The 25,414-nt window shown below is 58.2% G+C and carries 22 protein-coding genes, 1 pseudogene and 1 riboswitch; of the genes and pseudogenes, 18 read left to right on the top strand and 5 right to left on the bottom strand.

Translation table 11 applies throughout. From position 1 onward, the window contains the following. Nucleotides 1–103: 103 nt before the first annotated feature. From GTO91_RS00490 to GTO91_RS00480, 3 genes are all read left to right on the top strand, one after another. Nucleotides 104–619, top strand: coding sequence for a rod-binding protein (locus GTO91_RS00490; protein ID WP_161253216.1), 516 nt, complete (start codon nucleotides 104–106; stop codon nucleotides 617–619). Between the two features lie 106 nt (nucleotides 620–725). After that, nucleotides 726–3,224, top strand: coding sequence for a Lon protease family protein (locus GTO91_RS00485; protein ID WP_170294044.1), 2,499 nt, complete (start codon nucleotides 726–728; stop codon nucleotides 3,222–3,224). 96 nt (nucleotides 3,225–3,320) lie between these two features. Continuing rightward, complete coding sequence (locus tag GTO91_RS00480; RefSeq protein ID WP_161253211.1) at nucleotides 3,321–4,676, top strand: ArnT family glycosyltransferase; 1,356 nt, start codon at nucleotides 3,321–3,323, stop codon at nucleotides 4,674–4,676. A 75-nt stretch (nucleotides 4,677–4,751) separates the two neighbouring features. On the opposite strand, the gene GTO91_RS00475 is transcribed toward GTO91_RS00480, so the two are convergent. The 4 genes from GTO91_RS00475 to GTO91_RS00460 all read right to left on the bottom strand — a co-directional run bounded on the left by GTO91_RS00475 (nucleotide 4,752) and on the right by GTO91_RS00460 (nucleotide 8,794). After that, the gene (locus tag GTO91_RS00475; protein WP_161253207.1) at nucleotides 4,752–4,991 is read right to left on the bottom strand and encodes a hypothetical protein; all 240 of its coding nucleotides are present in this window, start codon (nucleotides 4,989–4,991) and stop codon (nucleotides 4,752–4,754) included. Further along, nucleotides 4,985–5,122 carry a hypothetical protein gene (locus GTO91_RS00470; RefSeq protein ID WP_161253204.1) on the bottom strand — a complete coding sequence of 46 codons (138 nt, stop codon included), beginning with the start codon at nucleotides 5,120–5,122 and terminating at the stop codon, nucleotides 4,985–4,987. Before GTO91_RS00470 ends, GTO91_RS00475 begins: the two co-directional genes overlap by 7 nt. Before the next feature lie 97 nt (nucleotides 5,123–5,219). After that, nucleotides 5,220–7,331 carry an anaerobic carbon-monoxide dehydrogenase catalytic subunit gene (gene cooS / locus GTO91_RS00465; protein WP_161254051.1) on the bottom strand — a complete coding sequence of 704 codons (2,112 nt, stop codon included), beginning with the start codon at nucleotides 7,329–7,331 and terminating at the stop codon, nucleotides 5,220–5,222. A 290-nt stretch (nucleotides 7,332–7,621) separates the two neighbouring features. Continuing rightward, nucleotides 7,622–8,794, bottom strand: a complete 1,173-nt coding sequence (locus tag GTO91_RS00460) for a coiled-coil domain-containing protein (protein WP_161253202.1) — start codon at nucleotides 8,792–8,794, stop codon at nucleotides 7,622–7,624. A 169-nt stretch (nucleotides 8,795–8,963) separates the two neighbouring features. On the opposite strand from GTO91_RS00460, the gene queC reads away from it, so the two are divergent. The 8 genes and pseudogenes from queC to GTO91_RS00420 form a co-directional block, all read left to right on the top strand. Further along, on the top strand, nucleotides 8,964–9,707 hold the full coding sequence (gene queC / locus GTO91_RS00455) for a 7-cyano-7-deazaguanine synthase QueC (RefSeq protein WP_161253198.1): 744 nt from the start codon (nucleotides 8,964–8,966) through the stop codon (nucleotides 9,705–9,707). A gap of 81 nt (nucleotides 9,708–9,788) precedes the next feature. Beyond that, nucleotides 9,789–10,523, top strand: a complete 735-nt coding sequence (locus GTO91_RS00450; protein ID WP_161253195.1) for a TIGR03915 family putative DNA repair protein — start codon at nucleotides 9,789–9,791, stop codon at nucleotides 10,521–10,523. Nucleotides 10,524–10,689: 166 nt separating this feature from the next. Next, nucleotides 10,690–10,914, top strand: coding sequence for a hypothetical protein (locus GTO91_RS00445; protein WP_161253192.1), 225 nt, complete (start codon nucleotides 10,690–10,692; stop codon nucleotides 10,912–10,914). Between the two features lie 58 nt (nucleotides 10,915–10,972). Next, nucleotides 10,973–11,284: an MTH1187 family thiamine-binding protein gene (locus tag GTO91_RS00440; RefSeq protein WP_161254048.1), complete on the top strand. Its 312-nt coding sequence runs from the start codon at nucleotides 10,973–10,975 to the stop codon at nucleotides 11,282–11,284. A gap of 325 nt (nucleotides 11,285–11,609) precedes the next feature. Further along, nucleotides 11,610–12,848, top strand: coding sequence for a copper amine oxidase N-terminal domain-containing protein (locus GTO91_RS00435; protein WP_161253189.1), 1,239 nt, complete (start codon nucleotides 11,610–11,612; stop codon nucleotides 12,846–12,848). A gap of 84 nt (nucleotides 12,849–12,932) precedes the next feature. Continuing rightward, nucleotides 12,933–13,304, top strand: coding sequence for a type VII toxin-antitoxin system MntA family adenylyltransferase antitoxin (gene mntA, locus GTO91_RS00430; protein ID WP_161253186.1), 372 nt, complete (start codon nucleotides 12,933–12,935; stop codon nucleotides 13,302–13,304). Beyond that, nucleotides 13,219–13,635 carry an HI0074 family nucleotidyltransferase substrate-binding subunit gene (locus GTO91_RS00425; protein ID WP_161253183.1) on the top strand — a complete coding sequence of 139 codons (417 nt, stop codon included), beginning with the start codon at nucleotides 13,219–13,221 and terminating at the stop codon, nucleotides 13,633–13,635. The genes mntA and GTO91_RS00425 overlap by 86 nt, the downstream gene beginning before the upstream one ends. A 93-nt stretch (nucleotides 13,636–13,728) precedes the next feature. Next, a pseudogene (locus GTO91_RS00420) lies at nucleotides 13,729–13,920 on the top strand (matrixin family metalloprotease); the annotation flags it as partial. 102 nt (nucleotides 13,921–14,022) lie between these two features. Here GTO91_RS00420 and GTO91_RS00415 read toward each other — a convergent pair. Further along, nucleotides 14,023–14,256, bottom strand: coding sequence for a hypothetical protein (locus GTO91_RS00415; protein WP_161253177.1), 234 nt, complete (start codon nucleotides 14,254–14,256; stop codon nucleotides 14,023–14,025). Nucleotides 14,257–14,456: 200 nt separating this feature from the next. On the opposite strand from GTO91_RS00415, the gene GTO91_RS00410 reads away from it, so the two are divergent. From GTO91_RS00410 to GTO91_RS00380, 7 genes are all read left to right on the top strand, one after another. Then, entirely contained in the window at nucleotides 14,457–14,627 is a 171-nt protein-coding gene (locus GTO91_RS00410; RefSeq protein ID WP_161253175.1) for an indolepyruvate ferredoxin oxidoreductase subunit alpha, read from the top strand. A gap of 154 nt (nucleotides 14,628–14,781) precedes the next feature. Further along, a complete protein-coding gene (locus GTO91_RS00405; RefSeq protein WP_161253172.1) occupies nucleotides 14,782–15,786 on the top strand; it encodes a sugar ABC transporter substrate-binding protein in 1,005 nt (334 codons plus the stop codon). A 27-nt stretch (nucleotides 15,787–15,813) separates the two neighbouring features. Beyond that, complete coding sequence (locus GTO91_RS00400; RefSeq protein ID WP_161253169.1) at nucleotides 15,814–18,792, top strand: hybrid sensor histidine kinase/response regulator; 2,979 nt, start codon at nucleotides 15,814–15,816, stop codon at nucleotides 18,790–18,792. A 180-nt stretch (nucleotides 18,793–18,972) separates the two neighbouring features. Continuing rightward, nucleotides 18,973–19,821 (top strand): MBL fold metallo-hydrolase, encoded by an 849-nt coding sequence (locus tag GTO91_RS00395; RefSeq protein ID WP_161253166.1) that lies wholly within the window; start codon nucleotides 18,973–18,975, stop codon nucleotides 19,819–19,821. A gap of 123 nt (nucleotides 19,822–19,944) precedes the next feature. Next, a riboswitch (Lysine riboswitch) is annotated at nucleotides 19,945–20,168 on the top strand. Nucleotides 20,169–20,326: 158 nt separating this feature from the next. After that, nucleotides 20,327–21,640, top strand: coding sequence for a diaminopimelate decarboxylase (lysA, locus tag GTO91_RS00390; protein WP_161253163.1), 1,314 nt, complete (start codon nucleotides 20,327–20,329; stop codon nucleotides 21,638–21,640). A 394-nt stretch (nucleotides 21,641–22,034) separates the two neighbouring features. Beyond that, entirely contained in the window at nucleotides 22,035–24,710 is a 2,676-nt protein-coding gene (locus GTO91_RS00385) for a CBS domain-containing protein (protein ID WP_161253160.1), read from the top strand. Further along, entirely contained in the window at nucleotides 24,703–25,332 is a 630-nt protein-coding gene (locus GTO91_RS00380) for a site-2 protease family protein (RefSeq protein ID WP_161253157.1), read from the top strand. The genes GTO91_RS00385 and GTO91_RS00380 overlap by 8 nt, the downstream gene beginning before the upstream one ends. The last annotated feature ends 82 nt before the right edge of the window (nucleotides 25,333–25,414 follow it).

The following is a 25,414-nucleotide window of genomic DNA, read 5'->3' as shown; positions in this document are numbered from 1 at the left end:
ACAACCGATGATTCCTACTTGCACGCTGGAGGGGGAAGTTTTTTGCTTTGCCCTAAAGGTCGAGGCATCTTTTGACGATAAAAACAGGTAGGAGGGGATAGCCTTGACCACACCGATTCAGCGGTTTATGGATACATCCGGTCTGCTCAGCACAGCCAGAGGACAGGCGGCGCTGACAGAGGCCAAGGACGGCGCGCTCTTTCAACGGTTGATGGAAGAACAATTACGTAAGACTGCTACCCCGGCTGATTCTTCTGGAACGGCTACGGATGCAAAAACAACGGCGCAAAACGCCAGCGCTGCGTCCCCCCCTAAAGCAGCTAATCCCACCGCTGGAGCAGCCGATTCCGCCGCAGGGTCCACCCTGTCCGAGGCGGAGAAGGAAAAAGAGCGGAAGCGACTGCGCGAAGCATGCCAGGAGTTTGAGGCCCTTTACATCCACCAGATGCTGAAGGGAATGCGCAGCACCGTCCCGAAATCGGACCTGATCGAAGAAGCGCCGGGCCGCAAGATCTGGGAGAGCATGCTCGATGAGGAATACGCCAAGTCGATGGCCAAGCGTGAGGAAGTCGGACTGGCCAAGATGCTGTATAAGGAATTGAGTCGTCCCCTTGAATAGGGGGCGGCTTTTTTATTGTTTATTGGGGGCGCAGGAACACCATCGGCCTTGCGCGAAATAGATTGTTCATAGGGGAGATAAGGAGGAATGGCGAATCGTGTCTGCCATGAAAGCGCTATCCGCCGCTCAGTTGCAATCCCGCCGTTTGCCGCTTGACCGGCTGACCGTCCGGTGCGCGCCGGATATCTTTGAGTTTTCCTCCACCCGGGAGATCACGCCGCTGGAAGAGGGGATCATCGGGCAGCCGCGGGCCGTCAAGGCGATGGAGTTCGGCCTCGGCGCCAAGCATCCCGGTTTTCATATCTATATCTCCGGGCCGATCGGCTCGGGAAAAACGGGTTTTGCCGTGACAAAGGTCAAACAGGTGGCCCAGTCGGGGTCGACGCCCGATGACATCTGCTATGTGAACCATTTCGGCCAGCCAGACCGGCCCATTGTCTTGACCCTGCCGGCCGGGATGGGCAGTGAGCTGCGCCGGGACGTGAAGGAACTGGTCGAGGAGTTGCACGCCGAGATCCGCAAGGCACTGGAGGGCGAGGCGCACGAGAAGCGCCGGTCGGCCTTTTTGCGCCAGGTGGAGACGCGGCTGACGGCCATGTTCCGGGAGATGGAGGAACTGGCCAAGGAAGAGGGCTTTATCCTGCAAAAAGGGCAGTCGGGCATCTTCACCATCCCCATGACCGAGGAAGGCAAGCCCATGTCCAAGGACGACTTTGACGCCCTGGAGGAGAAGACGCGCCAGGAGATCAATGATCGGGAGCATCACCTGGAAAGCCGGCTGGCCGACGTGCTGCGCCGCTCCCGGAACCTGCAGAAGGAAGCGAACAACCACATCAAGGAGATCGAGCGCGACACGGCCCACCAGGCGACGAAACACCTGGTGGAGGCCTTGAAGGAAAAATACAAAAACCACGCCAAAGTGGTTGAGTTTTTGACCAACGTGCAGGAGGATGTGCTGGAGAATCTGAGCGACCTCAAAGGGGGCGTCTCCTCCGATGAGGAGGAGAGCACCCCGGCGCAGTTGATCCTGCTGGCGCGGGGGCAAAAGCCCGCCCAGCAGACGCGCTACGAGGTCAACCTCTTCGTCGAGAACGGCGCCCAGGTGGGCGCGCCCGTCATCGTCGAGTCCAACCCCACCTTCACAAACCTCTTCGGCAAGGTCGAATACCGCAGCTCTTTTGGCAGCATGGCCACCGACTTTACCATGATCAAGCCAGGCGCCGTCCATCAGGCCAACGGCGGCTACCTGATCCTGCAGGCGCTGCCGCTACTCGCGTCGCCGGGCGCCTGGGAGGGACTCAAACGGGTGCTGAGGACGCGGGAACTGCGCATCGAAAATCTGGGCGAACAACTGGGCCTGCCCTCGACGGCCACCTTGAAGCCCGAGCCGATGCCCATCGATGTGAAGGTGATCCTGATTGGCAATCCGCGCATCTACTACCTGCTTTACAACATGGATGAGGATTTCCGCAAGTTTTTCAAGGTTCGCGTCGATTTTGACAATGTGATGGAACGGAATCGGGAAAACATACGCAAGTACGCCGCCTTTGTCGGTTCCGTCTGTGAGCGGGAAAGGTTGCTGCCCTTTGCCGCAGAAGCTGTGGCGCGGGTTATCGACTATTCGAGCCGACTCGTTTCCCACCAGCGAAAGCTCTCCACCTCGTTTCACGACATCAAGGACATGATCGTGGAAGCGGCCATGTGGGCCGATAGCGAAGGGGCCGCCGAGGTCCTGTCCGCCCATGTCGACCAGGCGATGGAGGAGAAAAACTTCCGCGTTAACCGCGTCGAGGAGCGTATCCAGGAGACGATGCGCGACGGGATGATCCTTGTCGATACGGACGGCGCCGTCGTGGGACAGGTGAATGGCCTCGCCGTCCTCGACCTGGGTGATTACGCCTTCGGCAAGCCGAACCGGATCACCGCCCGCGTCTATCTCGGTCGCGAGGGCGTCATCCACATCGAGCGGGAGATCCGCCTGAGCGGCCAGAGCCACTCCAAGGGTGTGTTGATCCTGACGTCCTTCTTCGCCTCCCGCTTTGCTCAGGACCGTCCGCTCTCCCTGTCGGCGGCGCTGACCTTCGAGCAACTCTATGACGGCATTGACGGCGACAGCGCCTCGTCGGCAGAACTGTACGCCCTTCTGTCGGCGCTGTCGGGCCTGCCGATCCGCCAGGACATCGCCGTCACCGGCTCCGTCAACCAGCGGGGCGAGGTGCAGCCCATCGGCGGCGTCAACGAAAAGATCGAGGGCTTTTTTCGGCTCTGCCAGGCGCGCGGGCTGACGGGGTCGCAAGGGGTGATCATCCCGGCGCAGAACGCGCCGAATCTGATGCTCGTTCAGGCGGTCCTCGATGCTGTAGAAGCCGGCGACTTCCATATCTACGCTGTGTCTCATGTCGATGAGGGGATGGAAATCCTCTCCGGCGTTCAGGCGGGACAGCCGGACGAGGACGGGAAATACCCGCCCGGAACGGTGAACGCGCTGGTAACGGAAAAACTGTTGCACATGGAGGAAAAGTGGCAAGAATCGTCGAAACAGGCAAAAAAACCTCGTAAGCCTGTCCCGATTCGTTCCGGGGAGCGTTCCGGTGAAAATGGATAAAAGATAGGAAGTCCCCTATCTTTGAAAGCAAGCCATTGTTCATTTTTAATGAAAGAACTGTTTCCAATCAGAAGAACTGTTTTTTGGGAGGCCGCCGTGTTCAACGAAGAAAACAAACCCTTCTATCTGCTCCTGTTCGGCATCTTGGCGCTGGCCTTTATCCTTCGCGTCACCGTGATTTCCCTGCAGGGCTCGACCCTCTTTTTGAACAGCGACGATTTGGGGTATATCCAGTGCGCCGCCAAATGGCTGGAAACGGGCGTCATGACTTTCGGCTCGGACCAGCCGACAGCCTTCGTGGGTCCTGTGTTCCCCGGTTTTGTGGCGATGGTATTTGCCTTTTTCGGCAGCGATGACGCCGGGGTGCAGGCGGTCCGCTACACCCAGGCGCTGCTTGGCGTGTTCTCCGTCTTTCTCACATACCGCCTCGTCGAGCGGTTGAGCGAAAGGCGAACGGCGCTGCTGGCTGCCTTTTTCATGGCCGTCTACCCCTCAAACATCCTGGTCAACGGGCTGATCCTGACGGAAACGCTGTTCACTGTCTTGAATCTCGGCTATATCTTCCTGCTGGTGAAACTGAGCCATGAGGAGCAACTCAGCGAAAAGGCCGAGATGTTCCTCTTCGGGCTCTTGGGGGCCTATACAGCCCTATTGACGTTGGCGCGGGCTACGGCGGCCCTCTTTCCGATGGTTTTTATGGCCTACCTGCTCTGGCGGCGGCGGTACGCCTTTCAGAACTGGCTTCGCAACGGTCTGATCGTGCTGATGGTGTTTACGGTGTGCATGTCTCCCTGGTGGATCCGCAACTACATCGCCTTTGACCGCTTCATCCCCTTTTCTTCAGGCGCCGGCGAGCCGCTGCTGCTCGGCACCTATATCGAGATGGAGGGGCTCGTCGACGGGGCAGCGCCGGACTGGCCCGTTGGCGATGATGAATTAGACGCCCAAGAGAAGTATAAGCAATTTGCCATCGAACGGTTGAAGGAGAATGTGCCCAAGGAACCGCTGAGGTACCTGAAATGGTACACCTGGGGCAAGTTTATGTACATGTGGGGCGGCGCTTTTATGTGGGAGCCCATCTGGACATCCATCCGCTATTGGGTCGATCTCATCCACCAGTTGTTGATGGTGTTTGCGCTGGGCGGGATGGGGACGGCGCTTTGGCGCTGGTGGAACCGGCGGGAAGAGTTGCGCGCCCATGGCGGTTTGTTGCTCGATGAGGTCCCTGGCGATCGCTGGGGCGCCGGGGGACGGCTGACAGGCCTGCTGCTGCTGTTGTCCATGCCCGTCTACTACACGGCGCTGCACAACCTCTACTTCGGATTTACTCGCTACAACATCCCCTTTCTGCCGATCATCTTTTTCTTTTCCGCCTATGCTGTTATAGAGGCGGTAGACGCCTTGCTGGGCGCGCGCAAGGGTGACTATGGACGGAGCGGGCTGTTCCGCTAAATGGAGAGGATGAAAAAGGGATCCCGAGCATCGGCTCAGGGATCCCTTTTTACCTATTGTTTGGCTGTTATGCGGTTATTTCGGGTGTTTGCTCGGCCATGGGCCAGGATCGCTCGGCTTGTCGACGGCCGGTTGGTGGTCGATCAGGAGATCGTCGCCCAGGTTGTTGGCCTCTTCCGTAACCGCCATATGATCCAGGCGGGTAAACCGGGACCGTGGCTCCGGCGATTCCGTAGGCAAGATCTCCGACGATTCCTCCGGCAAGCCTTCCGGGGATTCCTCCGGCAGGTCTTCCAGAGCGTCCATGGTTACCACGTTTCGACTTCAGGTTCTTTGCAGGCCGGGCAGTTGTCCATTTTCTTGTTGGGGGTCAGTTCATTGGCGGCTTCCATCTGGTGGGCGTTGGTGTTGGCAGCCTGTTGGCCGCACTTGTCCTTCATGTCCAAGTATCGTCACCTCCATTGGCTAGTTTGCGCGGGGGTGAAGGGGAACATACATTGGAAGGCATGCCAGTTTAGGCGTAGTGGCATAGCGCGCGTTTGACTAGTGCATCTGTGTGGATGACAGTCCGAGGGCTTTGCGCTTGACTTCGATCTCATCGAGGTAGATCTGGACGGTCTTTTCGGCATCCAGTTCGACGACGACCTTGCCGAGGCCGAGGGTGGCCGTGGTCTCGGTAAGGGTTTTGACGACGACGTCGCTGCCGGTGATGGAAGGGACGGGGGCGACGTGGACCACCCAGCCGAGGGCGATGGCGGTGCAGGCGTCGGCGACGGCTTTTTGCTCCAGGTACTCGGGCGCGCCGATGACCAGGGGCAGTTGGTTCGTGTCGATGTCGAGGGCGTCGGCCAGTTCCTTGGCCGTGAGGGTCATCTTGCCGATGTCGACGCAGGCGCCAAAGGAGAGGACCGGCGGGATGCCGAGGGATTCGCAGACCTTGCGGAGGCCGGGGCCGGCTTCGGCGGCGGCGGCCGGGTCGGTGAGGCCCGTGTACTCCATGACGCTGGAGGTGCAGCCGCCGGAGAGGACGAGGACGTTGTTCTTGATCAGGCCCTGGGTGATCTTGAAGATGTTGCTGCCGCCCTGGCCGTAGCGGGCGGTGGTGCAGCCGACGATGGTGGCGATGCCGCGGATGTTGCCCTGGACGATCTGGTCGATGAGGGGCTTGAAGGATCCGCCCAGTGCCGCCTTGACCGATTCGGTGGAGAAGCCGACCATGCATTTCTCGCTGACATAGGGCGGGATGTGGATTTCCCGGTTTTCGGCCTTGCGTTTTTTGAAGGCTTCCAGGGCCATCTCCAGGGCTTTGTCGGCCTGCTGGGCCATGATCTCGGGGCGGAAGTCGAGCATATCTGTATCAGGCATGCGGATGACGGGGTCTACGGAGAGCATCTTCACGCCGTAGCGCTTGGCGTAGAGCGGCAGAGTGGGGATAGTGCAGTTGTAATCGAAGGTCCAGAGGTCGACGGCGCCGGTGGCGAAGAGGTACTCCTCGGAGAGCCACTCACCCTCTTGGCCGCCGTAAGCCTTCTGCTCGTGGACGCCGTCGTAATTGATCATCTGCTGGCCTTCGCAGACATGGCCGAGGACCTGGATGCCATCGGCGCCGGCGGCGCGGGCTTTTTGCTGCCACTCGTCCGAGGAGGCCCGCTCGACGATCAGGTGGGCCAGGAGGGGCATGTGGCCGTTGGTGATGATGTTGACCATCTCTTTTTTCAAGAGGCCCATGTTCTGCTGGCGGACGATGGGCTTCTGGGTGCCCATGAGGATCTCCTGGAGGATGTCGAGCATGAGCAGGCCCTGGTACTCGTTGGCGATGCCGAGACGGACAGCTTTGAGCAAGAAGTAGATGGGGTCGGCGTTGAGGTTGGTCATGCACATGGTCTGGGCCATGGCCACCTCGGCGTTGGCGCCGCCGGGGAAGAGGTCGAGTTTTTTCCAAAGTTCCTTGCGGCGGGAGGGGGCGAAGGCCTCTGTCGTCTGGGAGGGTTCGTAGTGGGGGCGGCAGATGTCGGCGATGACCCAGTTGGCGAAGTCGACGGCCAGGTCGTTTGTGTTTTTGTTCGTGTCGAGGCCGGCCAGGGAGGCCCAGTGCTTCAGCTTTTCCGGCTCGCGGATCTTGAGGCCTGATTCGGGGTGCTGGGCGGCGGCTTTGAGGGTGCGGGCGGCCTGGTGGCAGTGGTAGACGTTGGCGGCCGTGCCGATGGTGACGTGGCGGTACATGAAGTTGCGGGCCACCATGACATGGGCGTCGACGCCGCAGACGCCGCGCTGCACCTTGCCGGAGATGCGGCAGGGGCCGTTGGCGCAGAGCTGGCAGGAGAGGCCCTCGACGCAGAATTTGCAGCGGAGCTTTTCCTGCTCGGTGAAGCGGTCAAAGACGTTGGTCAGGCCCTGTTCGTGGACCGACTTGTACATGACCCGCATGGCCGGGTCGATGATCACGTTGAGGGGGTAGCCGTCCTTCGGCTGGTCGTCTTTGTGGGCCACATGCTCCCGTTGCCAGCGGTGCACCTCGCCGGGGGGAGGGGAGACTTTCTCGTCGATCATGAAGCGGGGCACTTTGTCATGATCGTCTTTGTGGGCCGTCGGGTCGTTCGTGCCTGACGAGGGGTGGCTGGTGGGGGCGTGTTCCAGTGTCTTGCCGGGGATCATGGGGTCGGTGGCGTGCTGGAGGTCTTTGGCGGAATAGTCGCCCGAAGGGGAGGGGGCCATCGATTTGCCAGGCTGGCCCTGGCCGGGGTAGTGGCGGTCATCACTCATCGGCGATTGCTCCTTACGCGTTTGCATCAGTTTGGGAAAAGGTGTTTATGAGAGAAAAGGGCGGCTTCTCAATAGAAGCAGCCCTTTTTCGATGGTAGAAGACTGTCAGGGGAAAGGCATGCTCAGGGTCAGGGTCCATTCGATTCGGGCGTGCGCTATCCCCTTGCGACTGCGAACGGGTGTTACTGAAGGGATCCGCCAAAACCGCCGAAGCCCGAAGCGCTCATGCCCGTTCCGCCGAAGCCGGTGCTGCCCATGCCGATGTTGCCGCCGCCGAAGCCGGAAGTGCCCATCGTGGCGCCGCCAAAGTTGGAACCACCCATGCCGGCGCTGCCGAAGCTCGATCCGCCGGTGGTGGAACCCATGGCGTAGGGCGAGGGGTCACCGACAAAGCCTTGCGATGGGGTCATGGACGACGCCGACAAGCCCGTCGAAGGGGCATAGGGCGAGGGAGAGCCGACGAAACCGGGGGTGGGCGTCATGGCGGAGGCGGAGAGCCCCGAACCACTGATAGAGGAGAAACCGCCCAAACCGCTCATCAGGCCGCTGCTGCCCATGCCGATGGAACTGGTGGCGCCGATACCGCCGGTGGAAGTGAATCCGCCACCGCCCATGGACATGCCCGTACCGCTTCCACCCATGGACATCCCCATGCCGCCGCTCCCCAGGGCTGTCATGCCGGTGCCGCCTTGGGTGGAGGGAGGTTCACCCATAAAGCCGGGTGTGGGGGCAAAGGCGGAAGCGGACAGGGACGAACCCTGCGCATAGGGGCTTTGTTCGCCCACAAAACCGGGGGTCGGCGCGAAGGTAGAAGCAGTGCCCATCCCGATGTTGCTGCCGAAACCGCCGGAGGTCCCGCCAAAGTTGGAAGTCCCGCCGATACCGGAGGTTGTGCCCAGGCTGGAGGTTCCGCCGAAGCTGGAAGTCGTGCCCAGGCCGGAGGTGCCTCCGAAGCCGGAGGTTGTACCCAGGTCGGAGGCCCCGCCAAAGCTAGCGGTGCTGCCGAAGCCGGAAGTTGATCCGAATGGCGTGACGCCGTAGGTAGAAGTGGATCCGACGCCAGAGGAGCCGATACCCAGACCGGCAGTGACGTCTGTCGAGGGAGAGGCCATCTGCATGATCGTGGAGGCGTACTGTTGCGACTGATTCGACAGGTTCTGCAGTTGCTGTGTCATCTGGGAGCACACGTTTTGCAACTGCTGCAGTTGGGACTGGGTTTGCGCTTCCCGCTGGGCCAGCGAAGTCAACTGCTGTTCATTGCTCCGTTCGATCTGGCGCATCTGGCCGACGACGGATTCGACTTGACGCAGCGTGGACTGCATGTTTTGGATCTGCTGGGTGATCTGTTGGTTCACGTAGACTCCTCCTATTTCGAATGGGATAGTCTAGCCATACAATTCCCCGCAGGGAAAGGCGGTAACCGAGGAGTTTTCTGGTAAACCGTTTAAAAGCGCCGTCAAGTCGTGTACATTGGAAGGGAACGCTAGTCGCAGCAAGATGCGCAGGAAAGGACTGGAACAAACAATGGACTCTTATCGCGAACGAGCCGTCGTCATCCTGTCCGGCGGATTGGATTCGACCACCTGTATGGCCTTGGCTGACTGCCGGGGTGAAGATATTTTTGCGCTCACCTTCGCCTACAACCAGCGGCATATCCGGGAGATCGAATCGGCGCAGGCGGTGGCCCGTCATTATGGGGCGCACCATCAGATCATCGATCTGGGCGCGGTCTTCGCCGCCAGCGCGCTGACATCGGCGGAGATCCGGCCCGAAGTCGCTTCCTTTTTGGGCGCGGCCGGCGTCACCCCTTTGGACGCGACGGGCCGTGCAGAAACGACCCCGCTTTCAATGCCGGCTTCCATTCCGGCCACCTATGTGCCGGCGCGAAACATTCTTTTTTTGGCCTATGCCCTGTCCTTTGCGGAAAAGGTGGGCGCCCGGCGCATCTACACCGGCGTGAACGCCCTGGACAACCCCGGTTATCCCGACTGCCGGCCCGAATTCATCGCCGCCTTTCAACGGATGATCGACGTGGGGACGAAGGCGGGCACAGAGGGGCGGAGCGTGGAAGTGTTCACGCCGCTGATCGAGATGAACAAGGCCGACATCATCCGCTTCGCCCTGGAGCTGGACGCGCCGCTACACCTGACCCTTACCTGCTACTACGGCGAAAATCCGGCCTGCGGCGAGTGCGACAGTTGCCGGTTGCGCCTGGAAGGGTTCAAGCTGCTGGGGCAAAGCGATCCGATTTCTTATCGGAAGGGATAGGTTGTGACGGGCATAGACGAACGTGGCCCGAAAGAGTATGCCGGTTCGAAGGAGTAATCGCAGCAAGGGGTTAAGATAGGGATGCTCCATTACCGTTACGATGGCGAGTTCGATGGTTTGCTGACGGCTATCTATGAGGCCTATTATCGCCGGCAGGTCCCTGACGATATCCGCCCGTCCGGGTGCGCTGAGACGAATCTCTTCGCCGAGGAGGTGGAGATCGCCACCGATCCGGAAAAGGCGGAAAAGGTCTTCACGGCCATGGCGGCCAAAATCTCGCCCGATGCCCGCCGCCACACGGCTTATGCTTTCCTGTCTGAATTGCCGGGGATGGAAAAGGCGATCTATGAATACCTTCGCCTCGGCTTTCGCATGGGCGCCGCCGTGGACGCTCACCTGACCGACGAGCGGGTGCTGCGGGTCCACCGCTTAAGCCAGAAGGTGCGGACGGAACGGCACCGCATGCTCGGGTTGCTCCGCTTTCGCCTATTAAAAGGTAACATCTACTACGCGCCCATGGAGCCCGATCACAACATCACCGGGCTGCTGGCCCCCCATTTTACCGATCGGCTCGGCGACCAGAACTGGATCATCCATGATCTTCGGCGGGGGCTGGCGGCCCTGTACAACCAGAAGGAGTGGATCCTGACCGAACTGGACGACAGGGCTGACTTTTCGCAGGCGACAGTGGAAGAGGTGTACCAGGATCTCTGGCGCGACTATTTCCGGAGCGTGGCGATTACTGGTCGGATCAACCCGCGCTTGCAGCGGCGGTGCATGCCAGCGCGGTACTGGAAGCACTTGATTGAGAAGTAGGGCGCCGAAGCGGGATATTTAACGGATGGAAGTGGACAGGCTGAATACAACGGGAGCGAATTTTCGCTTGGTGAGGAGGGTGAATCCAGATTAAGAGGGATGAATAAAGAGAGGCGATTTTTCCGCTTGAGGTGAAGGATTTCCATGAAAAGGGAGGAATGATCGAATGGACAGCCAGGAAATGGCGGGGCTTGTTTCGGACCTCTTGCTGCGAGACAAACGGTTTCAAGCGAGTGTGATCAAAGGAAACGAATTGCTCGTCCAATTCAATGACTTGGAGGAAGCGGGGCCGGTATCAAACTGGGTCGGCATCCAGGTGCGCCTGGGAAATAGCATCGAAGAGATGGAAAAGCCGGCGGGCGGATGCGGGTGCCCACACCGGCAGGGGTAGGGAGCGAGTTGGAGTAAACAGGGCCTTTGCGAAAATCCACGGGGAGGGAAGGATGACGATGCCGGTAATCGCTGAAGTGACCGTTGTTCCGCTAGGAACCGGATCGCCGAGCCTCAGCCGCTATGTGGCGGATTGCCACCAGTTGCTCCGGGAGGCTGAAGGGATCCGATACCAGTTGACGCCGATGTCGACGGTGATTGAGGGGGAACTGGACCGAGTGGTCGAGGTCGTCCGAAAAATGCATGAAGCGCCCTTTACAGCCGGCGCCCTGCGGGTGTCAACGACGATCCGCATCGATGACCGCCGGGACAAGCCGCTGTCCATGGAAGGGAAAGTTCGGGCGGTGGAGGAGAAGTTGAGCAACATATAAAGGTAATGCCCCAATGTGGACGAAAAACGATGGCAAAATGGGTTTTCCAAAACATGGTGTTTTCGCAAAGGGTGGGGGTTTTCGTGCAGAAGTGGCCCTTTCGAAAAAATGGGCGGTTTTCGAGGAGGGAGAAGGGCTTAGGAGGCTTGATTTTACTAGGTTTTTGCGAGTTGACCCCGTGCGGTTTCAACAGATGACCCGAGGAATAGGGGACTGAAACTTTTTCTGGCAGGCATGGTATGGCTGGTCAAGGCACGGTTTCAACAGATGACCCAAGCAATAGGGGACTGAAATGGGAAAATTTCTGTAGAAAGGACTGTGCCATATGCCTAACGAAAGAAAAACGGCGCAAAGCCCGGTTAATCAGCGAAACCGAATGTCCTTTTTTCGAAGGAAAGCGCAAAAGGGGATGACTCTGCTCCTGGCCGTTTTTGCGATCTATGGGGCGTATGCGATTTCACCGGATTTGTCTCTTGGCAACGAGACGGCCAACCCAGAAGCCATGGAAGCTTGTACCGTCTATGAATGGATGCCTATCCCCTTGTCTGCGGCCGAGATAGAAAAAATAGCCGAGAACCTAGGCGAAGAAAGAACAAAATCACTCCTCTACAATGAAGCAACGGGCACACTCCAGTACATCAGGCGGGTTACCGAAAACCCGCAAAAAGCGGTTCTTCCCGATGAAGCCGAGGGGACGAGGATCGCTCTCGATTTCCTCAACCGGATCGGATTGCAATTAACAGAACAAAACGTACTACATATCGATTACGACATGGCTGCAGGCGGAGACGATAGAACCCCCGGTAAACAATTCAGGACTGGCATGACAATCGGCTTTGCGCAACAATGGGATGGCCTCCAGCTAACCGGTCCGGGAGCGAATACGTCTGTCACTGTGGGTGACGATGGGCGAATTGACCGTTTTATTGTCAGCATGAAAGCCTTCCATCAGGCAGGCAAAACCAAGGTGAAGCCGGTTCACGGGGTTGTTGCCCAGTTACCTAATGGTACTCTTCCCCGAAACGTCACCCCGGAGAACATTGAACTGGCCTATTACGTCAGTTCGGACAACAATAGAGTCCTTCCCGTATACCGTTTGGCTGGACATGATCACCAGCAGCAAAGATGGGAACAGTCGGTGTCGGCCGCTGTGGACGAGTATGTGGACATCCCACTTCCCAAAAGTCGAGGAATGGTGATTTTTTATATCGGTCGCAACGACTACAACATATCGGAACTACAAAAGACTATGGATGTGGCCCCCTACATCAAAGACAATCGCGCATACGTGCCGCTGCGTTATCTCGCCGACGCACTGGGCATCACCGGCAATAATATCCGGTGGAACGAAACGGATCAGACGGTTTCGCTGATCGATGGTGCGAAGACTCTCCAAATGACCGTTGATAAACCCGCAATCTTCGTAAACGGCGTAGAGGAAAAAACTGACGTGGCGCCGGAAATCGTCGATGGTCGGGTCATGCTTCCAGCAGGGGTTGTCTCGAAAAAACTAGGGTTTGCTGTGGCATGGGATGAGGCAACGAAAACAATAGCTATCCATTAGGAATGCAAGATAAGCGATTTAGCAATAGCGAGTAATGGTCGCAGACATACAAAAAATGATTTTTCTTGGGGGGGGCAGCCAGAGATGAATGTGACCGCCATCCCAGGGGTAAACCGGTTAATCGAAGAACTGAAGAAAAGGCCGGAAGTCGAACGAATCATTCTGTTTGGCTCCCGAGCCCGAGGCGATCATGAGGAGCGCTCTGATATCGACCTGGCTATCGTGGCGCCAGATGCCACCCAACGACAATGGTTTGATATACTGGATGCAGTAGAAGAAGCAGACACATTGTATTCCATCGACGTCCTCCGCTGGGAAGAGGTATCTAATGCGCTGAGGGACAGAATTGCCAATGAAGGGAAAGTGCTGTATGAGCGAGGAGCAGAAAGCTGCGCAGAGCCTGCTCAATCTGGGCAACGCCCTAAAGCGGTTGAAGGAGGCCTTGCGAGAACCTGAAGCAAACACCTTAGTCATTGATGGAACGATTCAGCGTTTTGAATTTGTGATCAAACTGTACTGGAAGACACTTAAGCGATTGCTGTTATTAGAAGGGATTGAAACAACCACTCCCAGAGAGGCCTTACGTCAGGCCTTTAAGGTAGGCTGGATTCAGGACGAAAATGTTTGGCTGCAGATGTTGAAAGACCGTAACGAAACCTCCCACATATATGATGAAACTGCGGCGAAGCGTATTTATCGGAACATACAGAGCAACTACGGGATCTTAGATGAAACTTATCACTTTTTACTGGACAAGTTTAGTAAAGAGGCGCAAGGGACAAATTGATGATTATCTCATTAAGCGCCGCTCTGCCCCTCGTTGACAGCTATTTGTACGTGAGTTGAAGAAAACGTAGCATTCGCAAATCCAAAATTCTACGATGTGCAGAGCGTCTGGACCCATGAATCGGGACACCTGCTCGGTTTAGACGATCTGTACGACAGCGCCGATACAGAGAAGACGATGTATGGGTACCTGAAGCTTGGCGAGACGAAGAAGCGAACCCTTGACGCTGATGACATCGATGGGCTCAACAGCATATACAAAACAACCGCATCTGAATGGGTATGACATTGAAAAAGAAAGTCGTTGGCCTGCTCATCACAGGCGTTCTGTTGGGCGCCGCCGGCGCATACGCCGTGGCAGCAAACCCTGTGACCGAACAGACCATCTTTACGAACGCCCTATAGCGCCGAAAAAGTCCTGGTCAGGGTGGACTACGGCAAGGTCGTTCGTCAACCCCCATGGAGAAAGCGATTCCATCGTCATGTCAACTTTCAGGATGAGATAAAACAGGAACTGCACAATGAAAAAGTGAACCCCAAAAAGAAAATGACCAAGGAAGAAATCCGCATCCAAAACGAAAAGGTATTCGGAAAGTAGCAATACGAGAGGAAGCGTCCACATGTGGAACGCTTCCTCATTTTTTCAGACATCCGGAGACGTCGCCCCAATAACAGGCCAGGTTTACACCAGCAGAAGTTTATATCTACGACAATTACTTACTGTTATATAAAAAATAAGCAGGGATAAAGTGTAGAGATGCCGAAAAGACAAGTACATCCCTCGCTTAAAAAGTCAAATATAATGAAAGGAGATGAACAAGGATGGCTTACTTCATTGACCCCGACCGTTGCATTGAATGTGGCGCTTGCATGAACGATTGTCCGACAGATTGCATTACTGCCGGCAGCCCTTATACAATCGAGCCATCAAGGTGCATTGAATGTGGGGCTTGTTTTGATATATGTCCCACCGATGCGCCCAATCCAAAATAAAAGGCGATGCAAATCAATTTGAGTGAGGGTGGTCAATGACCGCCCTGCTTTTTTGTCTCCCTTCTGGGACACCCAAAATTCCTGCCAACAGAAGGTAATCTGCCCAACGCCGTCGAACCATTTTTCAAAAAATCGTTTTAGGAAGGTGATTGGGATGCTGAAAAGAGGGATAATCCTCGCTCTCGCGTTTTTGCTCTCCCTATCCCTTATTGGGTGCGGCGGCCCGTCGAACAGCGGTTCCAAGTCCCTGATCGTGCAGGAAAAGGGACAGACGCAGCAGGCCGAGTCCGACAAAGCGACGCCGAAGAAGAAGATCGCCCTGGTCATGAAGACCCTGACCAATCCCTTTTTCATCGAGATGGAAAAAGGCGCCCGCCGGGCGGAAAACGAACTGGGCGTTAACCTGATCGTCAAGGTGGGGGCCAAGGAGACCTCCATCGAACAGCAGATCGCCATTGTCGATGAGTTGATCCGCGAAAAGGTGGACGCCATCGTCATTGCCCCCGGCAGTTCCACCGAACTTATCCCGGTGCTCAAGAAGGCCCAGGACGCCAAGATTCCCATCGTCAACATCGACAACCGGTTGAACCCGAAACTGTCCCAGGAGATGGGCCTCGTCGACGTGCCCTTCATCAGCGTCAACAACGAGCAGGGCGCCTACCTGTCGGCGAAGGCGATCAGCGACAAGATCAACCGGCCCACAGAGGCGATCATCCTCGAAGGTATCCCGGGCGCCGACAACGGCGAACAGCGCAAGCGCGGGGCGCTGCGGGCTTTCAAGGAAAACGCCAACATCCGCCTCGTCGCTTCCGAGACGGCCAACTGGAAGATCGACGAAGGCCATGATGTGACGGCCAAGCTCTTTGAGCGGCATCCCAACATCGGCGCCATCTTCTGCGCCAATGACATGATGGCTCTCGGCGCCATTCAATACCTCGATAAAACGGGGAAGAAGGGCGTCCTGATCGCCGGCTATGACGCATTAGATGAAGCGAAAAAAGCCATCCGCGCCGGCAAAATGCAGGTGACCATCGACCAGCAGGCCGACCTCCAGGGCTATAGGGGGATCCAATACGCCTACAAAGCAATCCAGGGCGAGAAAAACCCCCTTGAAACGATGGTCGATGTCAAGGTGATACAAGCCGGCAACGTAGAATAAGGTTGGTTTTTGTAGGACGGGGAAACGATGAAGAAATCGCCGAGCCTGAACATTACGCAAAAGTTCATCCTCTATCTCCTGCTGATGAGCATCATCCCCCTTGTCGTGGTGGGGATGGTCTCTTTCAGCATGTCCAAACGGATCATCCAGGAAGAGGTCAGCGCCTATACGCGCGAACTGATGAGCAACCAGCGCGACTACATGGGGCGCATGCTGGAAGAAGTGGAGAGCCTGATCGCCAACATCTCCAGCATTGAAGACATCAAAGCGGTCGTCGATGATCGCGGGAATCGGCCGGACGACTACACCAGTTTGGCCACACAGGCGAAGATCGGCTACATCCTGAGCGGCTACACGAACTTAAAAGGGCTCGTCTCCATCGACATCTTTTCCCTCGCCGGCGCCCACTACCATGTGGGGGACACCTTGAACGTCCAGGCGATCCGCACCGATCTGAAAGACCGGATTTACCAGCAGACGTTACAGTCGGAAAAAACCGTCCTCTGGACCGGCATCGAGGACAATGTCAACGCCAACTCCAAACATAAGAAGGTCATCACGGCGGCCAAGGCGCTCAAGACGTTGGACACGGAGACGATGCGCGAAAAACCGATCGGGCTGTTGTTGGTCAACTACAGCGTCGACTCCTTTTACGATCACTTCATCCAGACCAACTTCGGCAAAGACGCCTTCATGATTATCGTCGACAGCCAAGACCGGATTGTCTTTCACCCGCACAAAGACAAGATCGGCAGTCAGATCAACCCGGAACTGCTAAAGGCGTATAGCGGCGATATCCAGACCTTTGTCGAGAACATCGACGGTCAGGAGATGTCTATCACCTACAGCCGGTCTGCCGCGAACAACTGGAAACTGATCAGCTTCATTCCCATCGACAAGCTGATCGCCAGGACGAGCGACATCCGCGACAGCACCCTCCTCGCCCTGGCCTTGTCCATCGCTTTTGCCGTCTTTTTCGCCTTCCGTTTCAGCAAACAGAACGTGGCCCCCATCAAAGAGATCACGCGGTCCTTTCAGGAGATCGGCGAAGGGACGATTGACGTTCAAAAGCGACTTCCCGAGGGGTCCGGCGACGAGATCGGCGATTTGATCCGCTGGTTCAACACCTTTTTGGACAGCCTGGCTGAAAAAAAGCGGACCGAGCAGGAACTGCTGCAGTCGATTGAAAAGCAAACCCAGTTGACGCTCCACCTGGAGAAACTCAACCGGGAACTGACGGCCGCCAAAGAGGAAGCGGAGAAATCGAACCAACTGAAGTCGGAATTCGTGGCCAACATGAGCCATGAGATCCGGACGCCCATGAACGCCATCATCGGGATGACCGGCCTGCTGCTCGACACCCCCCTGAACGCCCAGCAGCGCGAGTTTTGCCTGATCGTCCAGGATTCGGCCAATTCGCTGCTGACCATCATCAATGACATCCTGGACTTTTCCAAGATGGACGCCGGCAAGATGGAACTGGAGCTCACCAGTTTCAACCTGGTCAATGTGGTCGAGAGCATCGGGGAAATGATGGCCTCAAAAGCCTTTGAAAAGAACCTCAACCTGTACACCTTCGTCGACCCCGGCACGCCGCCGCTGCTGCTCGGCGATCCCGTTCGCATCCGGCAGATCCTGCTCAACCTCGTGGGGAACGCCATCAAGTTCACCAACCAGGGGGAAGTGGCGCTGCGCACGTCCGTTCTCTCGCAAACAGAGCAAGGCGTCACCTTGCGCTTTGAGGTCTCCGATACGGGCATCGGCCTCTCCGAAGAAGCCCGTCGCCGCCTCTTCCGTCCCTTCACCCAAGCCGACGGCTCGACGACCCGCAAATTCGGCGGCACCGGTCTGGGCCTGTCCATCTCCAAACGGCTGGTGGAGATGATGGGGGGAATGATCGGCGTCGACAGCGAACTCGGCAAGGGGGCGATCTTTTGGGTGGAGATCCCCTTCCCCAAAGGCAGTCAGAAGGCGGAATCGGAGGAAACAAAGGAAACAGAGGAACCAGAAGAGTTCCTCCGGGGACGGCATGTCCTGATTGTCGGCGCCAGCGGCGGCAGCCGCGACAGCCTTCGCCAGTATCTGACGGCCTGGGGAATGACGACGGGGATCACCGACGACGGAGAAGAGGCTGTTCACCGGCTGAAGCAGGCCGCCGCCGCCCAGGCGCCTTATGATCTCGTCATCGTCGAGTCGGGGATGCCGGGGCTGGACAGCACCGCCTTCGCCCGTCAGTTGCAGACCCAGTTCCCCAGCGCCAATACGAAGCTGATCATGGTGACGGCCTTCAACGCCCGTGAAGAAGGGGAGAAGGCCCTGGAAAAGGGGTACAACGGCTACCTGACCAAGCCGGTCAAACAGTCCCAACTGCTGGACTGCATCGCCAGCGCCATGGTCGGCCCAGGGCCCGATCAGGGCGATCACTGGCGGCAAAAGGAGCGTCCGCTGCCGCCGTCGATATCATCACCGCCGCAGCAAACGCCGCAAATTCCGCAAGCCCTGCAAATGCCACCACAAATGCCGCAAACACAACAAACGACCCGAATCGCGCAAGCGCCGATAACACCATCACCATCGCCGTCAACGCCGGCGTCGCCCGTCGAGGGGCCGCAACCGCGTATCCTGCTGGCGGAAGACAATCACGCCAACCAGCGCCTGGCCCTCTTGTTGCTGAAAAAATTCGGCTTCGAGGCCGACGCCGTCGGCAATGGCCGCGAAGCGGTGGAGGCCTGCGCCACCGGCAAGTATGCCCTGGTGTTGATGGATTGCCAGATGCCGGAGATGGATGGATTTGAAGCGACACAGATGATCCGCGCTGCTCAGTCTGCCGGCGGGCCGGCGACGCCCATCATCGCCATGACCGCCAATGCCATGCAGGGAGACCGGGAACGTTGCATCGCTGCGGGGATGGATGATTACATCAGCAAGCCGATCAACCGGGACGCCTTGAAGGAGATTCTCAGGAAGTGGGTTGCTGAAAAAGACGATCCCGTACGCCGCGACTGATTGCGGCGGGCTGCGGTTGTTGTAACGAGTTATCGCAAAATTGGTTGAGGGCAGGAGGGAATCAGGCTTTTTCGTCGTAAAGTCTAGTAGACGGCAGGAAAGGCTGGATAACAGCCAATTGAGCATAGTGGGGTGGATCGGAACACGAGGCCTTGCACTTTGCTCCAGGAGGGAAAACGTTTGTCCCATCTACGCTTTGATGTGACCTTTTGGGGGGTAAGAGGTTCCTTGCCCGTGCCGGGACCACTGACGACTCAATACGGCGGCAACACCTCCTGCGTCCAGGTGCGGATCGGTGAGCGCGACTTTATCATCGATGCGGGATCCGGTCTCTACCACTTGGGACAGGCCTTGAGCAAAAACAACAGCAGACCGATCCAGGGCGCCTTTCTCATCTCCCACATCCACTGGGATCACATCCAGGGATTTCCTTTCTTTGGGCCTGCTTTCGCTGACCAAAACCGCTTCGCCCTCTACGGGCAGGCAAAGTTGGGACGCATCTTTGCTGAACTGTTCCGGGGGCAGATGCAGCCCCCTTACTTTCCTGTCCTCTTGGACACTATGGGGGCGCGACTCGATTTTCACGACCTGTCCGGCGGCGAAGTTCTTGAATTCAGCGATGGAATCACCGTGCGGACGGTCTTGACCAACCACCCGGATGGCTGCCTCGCTTACCGGATTGAGCAGGGCGGCCGTTCCTGCTGTTATCTGAGCGACACGGAACACTACGCCTGGGTAGACCCGGTGCTGAAAGATTTCATCGCCGGCGCTGACTTGGTCATCTACGACGCCTGTTACACCGATGAGGAATACAACGGTGAAGGGGCGCAATCGTCTCGGAAGGGCTGGGGGCATTCAACCTGGCAAGAAGGTGTCAAACTAGTGCAGGCCGCCGGGGCCAAGACCTTGATCCTCTTCCACCATGCCGTTGAACGAACCGACGCCGATATGCAGCGGATCGAAGAACTGGCGAAGGCAGCCTATCCCGATTGCCTGGCGGCGCGGGAAGGGATGACGATCAGCCTGTAGCGCGTCCGGCAGCGAAGCCGGGAACAGGGGCGGAGGAAGATTCTAACGCCTTGACAGCCTTTTTAGCGCATGCTAAGATGGGTTCAAGTTCACCACAAGTTCATAGATGCCTCATCTTCGACAAGGTGAGGTAGAGGCGCGGTTGATCAAAAGTAACTCCGGGAAGGTCCAACGGCATGGACAGTGCACCGGAGGGAAAGGGATCGCCGCCGAAGTCCAGATTTGCCACACCTGGGCTGGGTCTGCAGTGAACAACTGCAGGACTGTCACCGTTGGAACATTCCCACTTCTGAATCGGCGTATTATGCTGGATGACGAAGGTTTCACGGTGGAGCGCTATCTTACGAGATGATTGGGAATCGGAGAGAGGCATTCGCAGGCGTTGACAAAAACCGCCGCCGGGAATGACCCCGGCGGTTTTTGTTTTGCCCTGAACAAATGCCAATAAATTACAATCGCCCATATAAAGAAATTAAGCACATTGTGATGAGGGGAGTCGGCAACATTGAAACTACATGGAACTGCTGCCATCAACGAGCGGGGTAATTTGGCCATCGGAGGCTGTGATGCCACAGACTTGATCAAGGAGTTCGGCAGCCCCTTGTATGTCATGGATGAAGCCCAACTGCGGGAAAACTGCCGGAAGTACCATCAGGCCTTCAGCGCCTCCGGCGCCGGCGAGGTGCTCTTTGCCTCGAAAGCATTCATGAATATGGCCATGTGTCGCCTCGTTGAGCAGGAAGGGCTGGGGCTCGATGTGGTCTCCGGCGGCGAACTGTATACGGCCCGCCGCGCTGGCTTTCCCATGGAGAAGGTCTATTTTCACGGCAACAACAAGACGCCGGCTGAACTGCGGCAGGCAATCGAATACGGTGTCGGCCACATCGTCGTCGACAACCTCTATGAAGCCGATCTGCTGAACGCCATCGCCGGCGAGATGGACGCCCGGGTGCGGGTGCTTCTGCGCATCACCCCCGGCATCGATTGCCATACCCACGAGTTCGTCCGCACCGGCCAGATCGATTCCAAATTCGGTTTCACCCTGCCCACCGGCCAGGCCCTTGCCGGCGTGAAAGCCGTCCTGGAGCGCGGCAATCTGATCTATGACGGCCTCCACTGCCACATCGGCTCCCAGATCTTCGAGTTGGAATCCTTCAGCTACGCCGCTGAGGTGATGATGACCTTCATCGACGAAATCCGCCGGGAAACAGGCGCTCAGACCGCTATCCTCAACCTGGGCGGCGGCTTCGGCATCCGCTACACTGAGGCCGACACCCCTGGCGATGTGGCCGAATACGCCCGCATCGTGCTCTCCGCTGTCGCGCTGGAGGCCGAAAAGCGCAGCCTGCCCACGCCGAAGGTCCTTGTCGAGCCGGGCCGATCCATCGTCGCCACGGCGGGCACGACCCTCTACACCGTCGGCTCCGTCAAGGAGATTATCGGCGTCCGCAAGTATGTTGCCGTCGACGGCGGCATGACCGACAACCCCCGTCCGGCGCTCTACGGCTCCCGCTATGAGTCGATGCTGGCCAACAAGGCCACCCAGGAGGCCGAAGAGGTCGTCTCCGTCACCGGTAAGTGCTGCGAATCCGGCGACATGCTCCTCTGGGACGTGTCCCTGCCCAAAGTCGAGTCCGGCGATATCCTCGCCGTCTCCTGCACCGGCGCTTACAACTACACCATGTCCATGAACTACAACCGCATTGGCCGTCCTGCCGTGGTCTTCGCCCGCGATGGCAAGGCGGCGGTGGTTGTCGAACGGGAGAGCCTCGACGACCTGATCCGCAATGACCGGATTCCCCCGTACCTGCAACGGTAAAGTAAAAAGTACTGACAGTTACTGATGACATCATCGGTAACTGACCGTCCGCCTCATTGACGGGTGCCAACGAAAGGTGGTGAAGCACATGTCGGAAAAGTTCTACGAGTTGATGATTGAATCCATGAATCAGTCCCAGAATCCCCAAGCGGTACGCCCGGGAACCGACGATGCCGCTGACACCACGCCCGAAAAAAGCGGCCGGTAATCGAATCATATATAGCCCTATGTAGAATGAGAAAAAGTGAAGTGAAAACGGTGGCGCCGATGCCGCCGTTTTTCTTTTCTCTTTTTCTTCACTGTCTCCATCCCGGCATAAAGGGCAAGAAGTGGAAAAAATCAAAGTTCCTATGCTATAATGTACGTTATGAAATGCGCGGGGAGGCGGCCAACGGTGGAGATCATCCTCACACACAACAATACCGATTTCGACGGCCTGGCCGCGTCTTTCGCCGCCTCCAAGCTCTATCCCCGGGCGATCCCGGTCCTCGCAGGCAAGTTGAGCGCCAATGTACAGGAGTTCATGGCGCTGCATAAAGATACTTTGGGGTTCAAGACGATCAAGGACATCCCGGCCCAACAGGTGAAAAGGGTCATCCTTGTCGACACGAAGATGGCCTCCCGGGTGGGGCCGCTGGGACAGTTGACGCAAAAGCCGGATGTGGATGTGCACATCTATGACCACCATCCCGCCGGCGCCGACGATACGCCGGCGTCGCAACTGGTGCGCGAGGATGTGGGCGCCGTCACGACAATCCTCGTCGAGATCCTGCGTCGCCGCCACTGCCGGCTCACACCCTTTGAAGCGACGGTGCTCGCCCTGGGCATCTACGAAGACACGGGCGGACTCATGTTTTCCACCACTACCGAGCGCGATGCCGCCGCCGTGGCCTACCTGCTCGGTCGCGGCGCCAACCTGTCTGTCATCAACGAGTTTATCGACCGCCCCCTCTCTATGGAACAAAAGGAACTGCTCCGGGAACTGACGTCGCGTTCCGTCGTCCTGGTCATCCACGGCATCCGGGTGGTCGTCACATCGGCGGAACTGGACGAGTATGTGGAGGGACTCTCCCATCTCGTTCACCGTTTGGGTGACATCGAAAGTCCCGATGTGATGGTTGCCGTCGTGCGCATGCATGACCGGGTCCATGTGGTGGCCCGCAGCCGCATCGAGGCGGTGCGGGTCAATTCGCTCGTTCAGCCCCTTGGCGGCGGCGGGCACGGCTCGGCGGCGGCCGCCTCGATCAAGGGGGGCGACGCCGCTGTGATCCTGGAGCAACTGGTGCACAGCCTCTATGATACGATCCGGCCCCAGCGGGGCGCCCGGGAGATCATGTCTTCGCCGGTGAAGACGATTACCCCCGATACGACCATCGATGACGCCGGCAAGGTCATGCTCCGCTACGGCCATACAGGGCTTCCCGTCGTCGAGGGCGACCGGCTGGCGGGCGTCATCAGCCGCAGAGACTTCGACAAGGCCTATATCCACGGCTTGCGCCATGCCCCGGTAAAGGGGTTCATGTCCCGCAACGTGATCACCATCAACCCCGACACATCGCTGCGCGACATCCAGCGCCTCTTGATCGAACACGATATCGGCCGCCTGCCGGTCCTCGAAGGGGGAAAGCTGGTCGGCATTGTCTCCCGCACCGACGTGCTGCGCACCCTGCACGGCGAGAACATGCCGGTTCGCTATTGGACCAACTTCTTGAGCGCGCGGGCCGGAGAGGCGGCGCCGGTGGGGCCCGAACAGCAGGTGGTCGATCGCATGCGCCAGCACCTGCCGCCCCATATCCTCGACCTCTTCGAAGACGTGGGCCGTCTGGCCGACGGAAACAGCGTTCAGGTCTATGTGGTGGGCGGCTTTGTGCGGGACCTGCTCCTGGGCGTGAACAACCTCGATATCGACCTGGTCGTCGAGGGCGACGGCATCCGTTTCGCCGCCGAACTGGCCCGCTTTTTAAAAGGAACCCTACGCACCCATGAGAAATTCGGCACCGCCGTCATCCGCTGGGGCGATCAGAAGATCGACGTGGCGACAGCCCGCAGGGAGTTCTACCAGTATCCGGCCGCCCTACCCCAGGTGGAGGCCTCCGATCTGCGCCAGGATTTGTACCGGCGCGATTTCACCATCAACGCCCTGGCCATCCGCTTAAACCGCGAGCGTTTCGGCGAACTGGTCGACTTTTTCCAGGGGGTCAAGGACCTGGAACAGGGGCTGGTCCGCGTCCTTTACAACCTGAGTTTTGTAGAGGATCCGACGCGCATCCTGCGGGCGATCCGCTTTGAACAGCGCTACCGCTTCACCATCGAACCGCAGACGATGGGGTTCGCCCGCGAGGCCATCGCCCGCCATATGATCCGGGAACTTTCCTATGAGCGCATGGTCGACGAACTGATCCTGATCCTGAGCGAGGAAAACCCGGCGCCGGCGCTCCGCCGTTTGACCGAATTGGGACTCTGGGAGTATCTGCTGCCGGGATTGGCGTGGACGCCCTGGGTGGAGGTGGAGGTGTCCGCCGCGCCGCCGATGTTGAAGGCGCTCGCAGAGGCGGGCCTGCCTATCTCCCGGCGGCCCTGGGTGGTCTACTTCTACATCCTCGCCCGGCACCTCTCCATGGAAGGCGTCCGTTTTGTCAACGACCACTACCCGATGAAGCAGGTCATGCGGGACGGCCTGTTCAAACTGCATAAGGAAGGGAAAGATACCAACCAGGCCCTGATGAACTGGCTGCGCGCCGATAATCCCTTGAGCCGGCTGGAGTCGATCCTCCGGGACTGGCCCGAGGAGGCCATCCTGGCCTTGCGCGCCGGCTTTTCCCTGCCCGATACGCTGCGCCTCTTCGAAGCCTGGCGGCGGATCCGGGAGACCCATCCCCGGCTGACAGGCAACGACCTGAAAGCGCTCAAGATTCCGCCGGGACCGATCTACGCCCGGATCCTGAACCGGCTGCGCCTGGAGCGCCTCGACGGCCGCTTGGCCGACGCCGGCGCCGAGCGCGACTTCGTGCGCCACCTCTTGCGGGGAGAAGCACCGGCGCTGGAGACAAAAGGAGGAAAACATGTTTGATTTCGATCTGACGAGCCTAGTGGCCCGGGCGCCGGCTATCCTGATCGCCCTGGCGCTGCACGAATACGCCCACGCCCGCATGGCCGTATGGCTGGGTGACCCGACACCGCGCTGGGAAGGCCGGCTCACCATCAACCCGCTCTCCCACCTGGATCCGATCGGAACGCTCATGCTCATCTTCGGTCCCTTCGGCTGGGCCAAACCGGTCGGCGTTAACCCCTACAACTTCCGCGGCAACAAACAGCGGGGGATGATGCTCGTCGCCCTGGCTGGTCCGCTGATGAATGTACTCCTGGCGATCATCTCGGTGGCCCTTTTCGTCGGTTTCGGCGATGTCGCTGAGGCGCGCCCCTTGCTGCGGAGCATGATCGGAATCAACGTAGGCTTGGCCGTATTCAACCTGCTCCCCATCCCGCCCCTCGACGGTTCGAAAGTCCTGGCCGGACTCCTGCCTTCCCGAAACCAGGGCTGGCTGCGTCAGTTGGAACAATACGGCCCCATCCTCTTGCTGGTGCTAGTCTTCTTCCCGGCGCTGTCAAACGTTATATTTTGGCCCCTTTATGAAGCCTTGTATAATGTGGTCTTCCCCGTGGGCATTGCCATCGGACAAATTATATTCTAGGGAAAATAAATTTAGGGAAATCACCTTTCGGGGAAATTGCATTTCTAGGGAAATCATATTCTAGGCAAATCATATTTTGGGG

The sequence above is a fragment of the Heliomicrobium undosum genome (assembly GCF_009877425.1).
GTDB classification, from domain to species: domain Bacteria; phylum Bacillota; class Desulfitobacteriia; order Heliobacteriales; family Heliobacteriaceae; genus Heliomicrobium; species Heliomicrobium undosum.
This window is presented reverse-complemented; position numbering and strand designations above follow the sequence as displayed.

Bases quoted from the DNA above. Each gene is read 5' to 3' on its own strand.
- GTO91_RS00485 (WP_170294044.1), top strand. From the start codon at position 726: ATGAAAGCGCTATCCGCCGCTCAGTTGCAATCCCGCCGTTTGCCGCTT.
- GTO91_RS00440 (WP_161254048.1), top strand. From the start codon at position 10,973: ATGCCGGTAATCGCTGAAGTGACCGTTGTTCCGCTAGGAACCGGATCG.
- GTO91_RS00410 (WP_161253175.1), top strand. From the start codon at position 14,457: ATGGCTTACTTCATTGACCCCGACCGTTGCATTGAATGTGGCGCTTGC.
- GTO91_RS00435 (WP_161253189.1), top strand. From the start codon at position 11,610: ATGCCTAACGAAAGAAAAACGGCGCAAAGCCCGGTTAATCAGCGAAAC.
- cooS (WP_161254051.1), bottom strand. From the start codon at position 7,331: ATGATCCCCGGCAAGACACTGGAACACGCCCCCACCAGCCACCCCTCG.
- GTO91_RS00380 (WP_161253157.1), top strand. From the start codon at position 24,703: ATGTTTGATTTCGATCTGACGAGCCTAGTGGCCCGGGCGCCGGCTATC.
- queC (WP_161253198.1), top strand. From the start codon at position 8,964: ATGGACTCTTATCGCGAACGAGCCGTCGTCATCCTGTCCGGCGGATTG.
- mntA (WP_161253186.1), top strand. From the start codon at position 12,933: ATGAATGTGACCGCCATCCCAGGGGTAAACCGGTTAATCGAAGAACTG.
- GTO91_RS00445 (WP_161253192.1), top strand. From the start codon at position 10,690: ATGGACAGCCAGGAAATGGCGGGGCTTGTTTCGGACCTCTTGCTGCGA.
- GTO91_RS00405 (WP_161253172.1), top strand. From the start codon at position 14,782: ATGCTGAAAAGAGGGATAATCCTCGCTCTCGCGTTTTTGCTCTCCCTA.
- GTO91_RS00425 (WP_161253183.1), top strand. From the start codon at position 13,219: ATGAGCGAGGAGCAGAAAGCTGCGCAGAGCCTGCTCAATCTGGGCAAC.
- GTO91_RS00450 (WP_161253195.1), top strand. From the start codon at position 9,789: ATGCTCCATTACCGTTACGATGGCGAGTTCGATGGTTTGCTGACGGCT.
- GTO91_RS00400 (WP_161253169.1), top strand. From the start codon at position 15,814: ATGAAGAAATCGCCGAGCCTGAACATTACGCAAAAGTTCATCCTCTAT.
- GTO91_RS00415 (WP_161253177.1), bottom strand. From the start codon at position 14,256: ATGTGGACGCTTCCTCTCGTATTGCTACTTTCCGAATACCTTTTCGTT.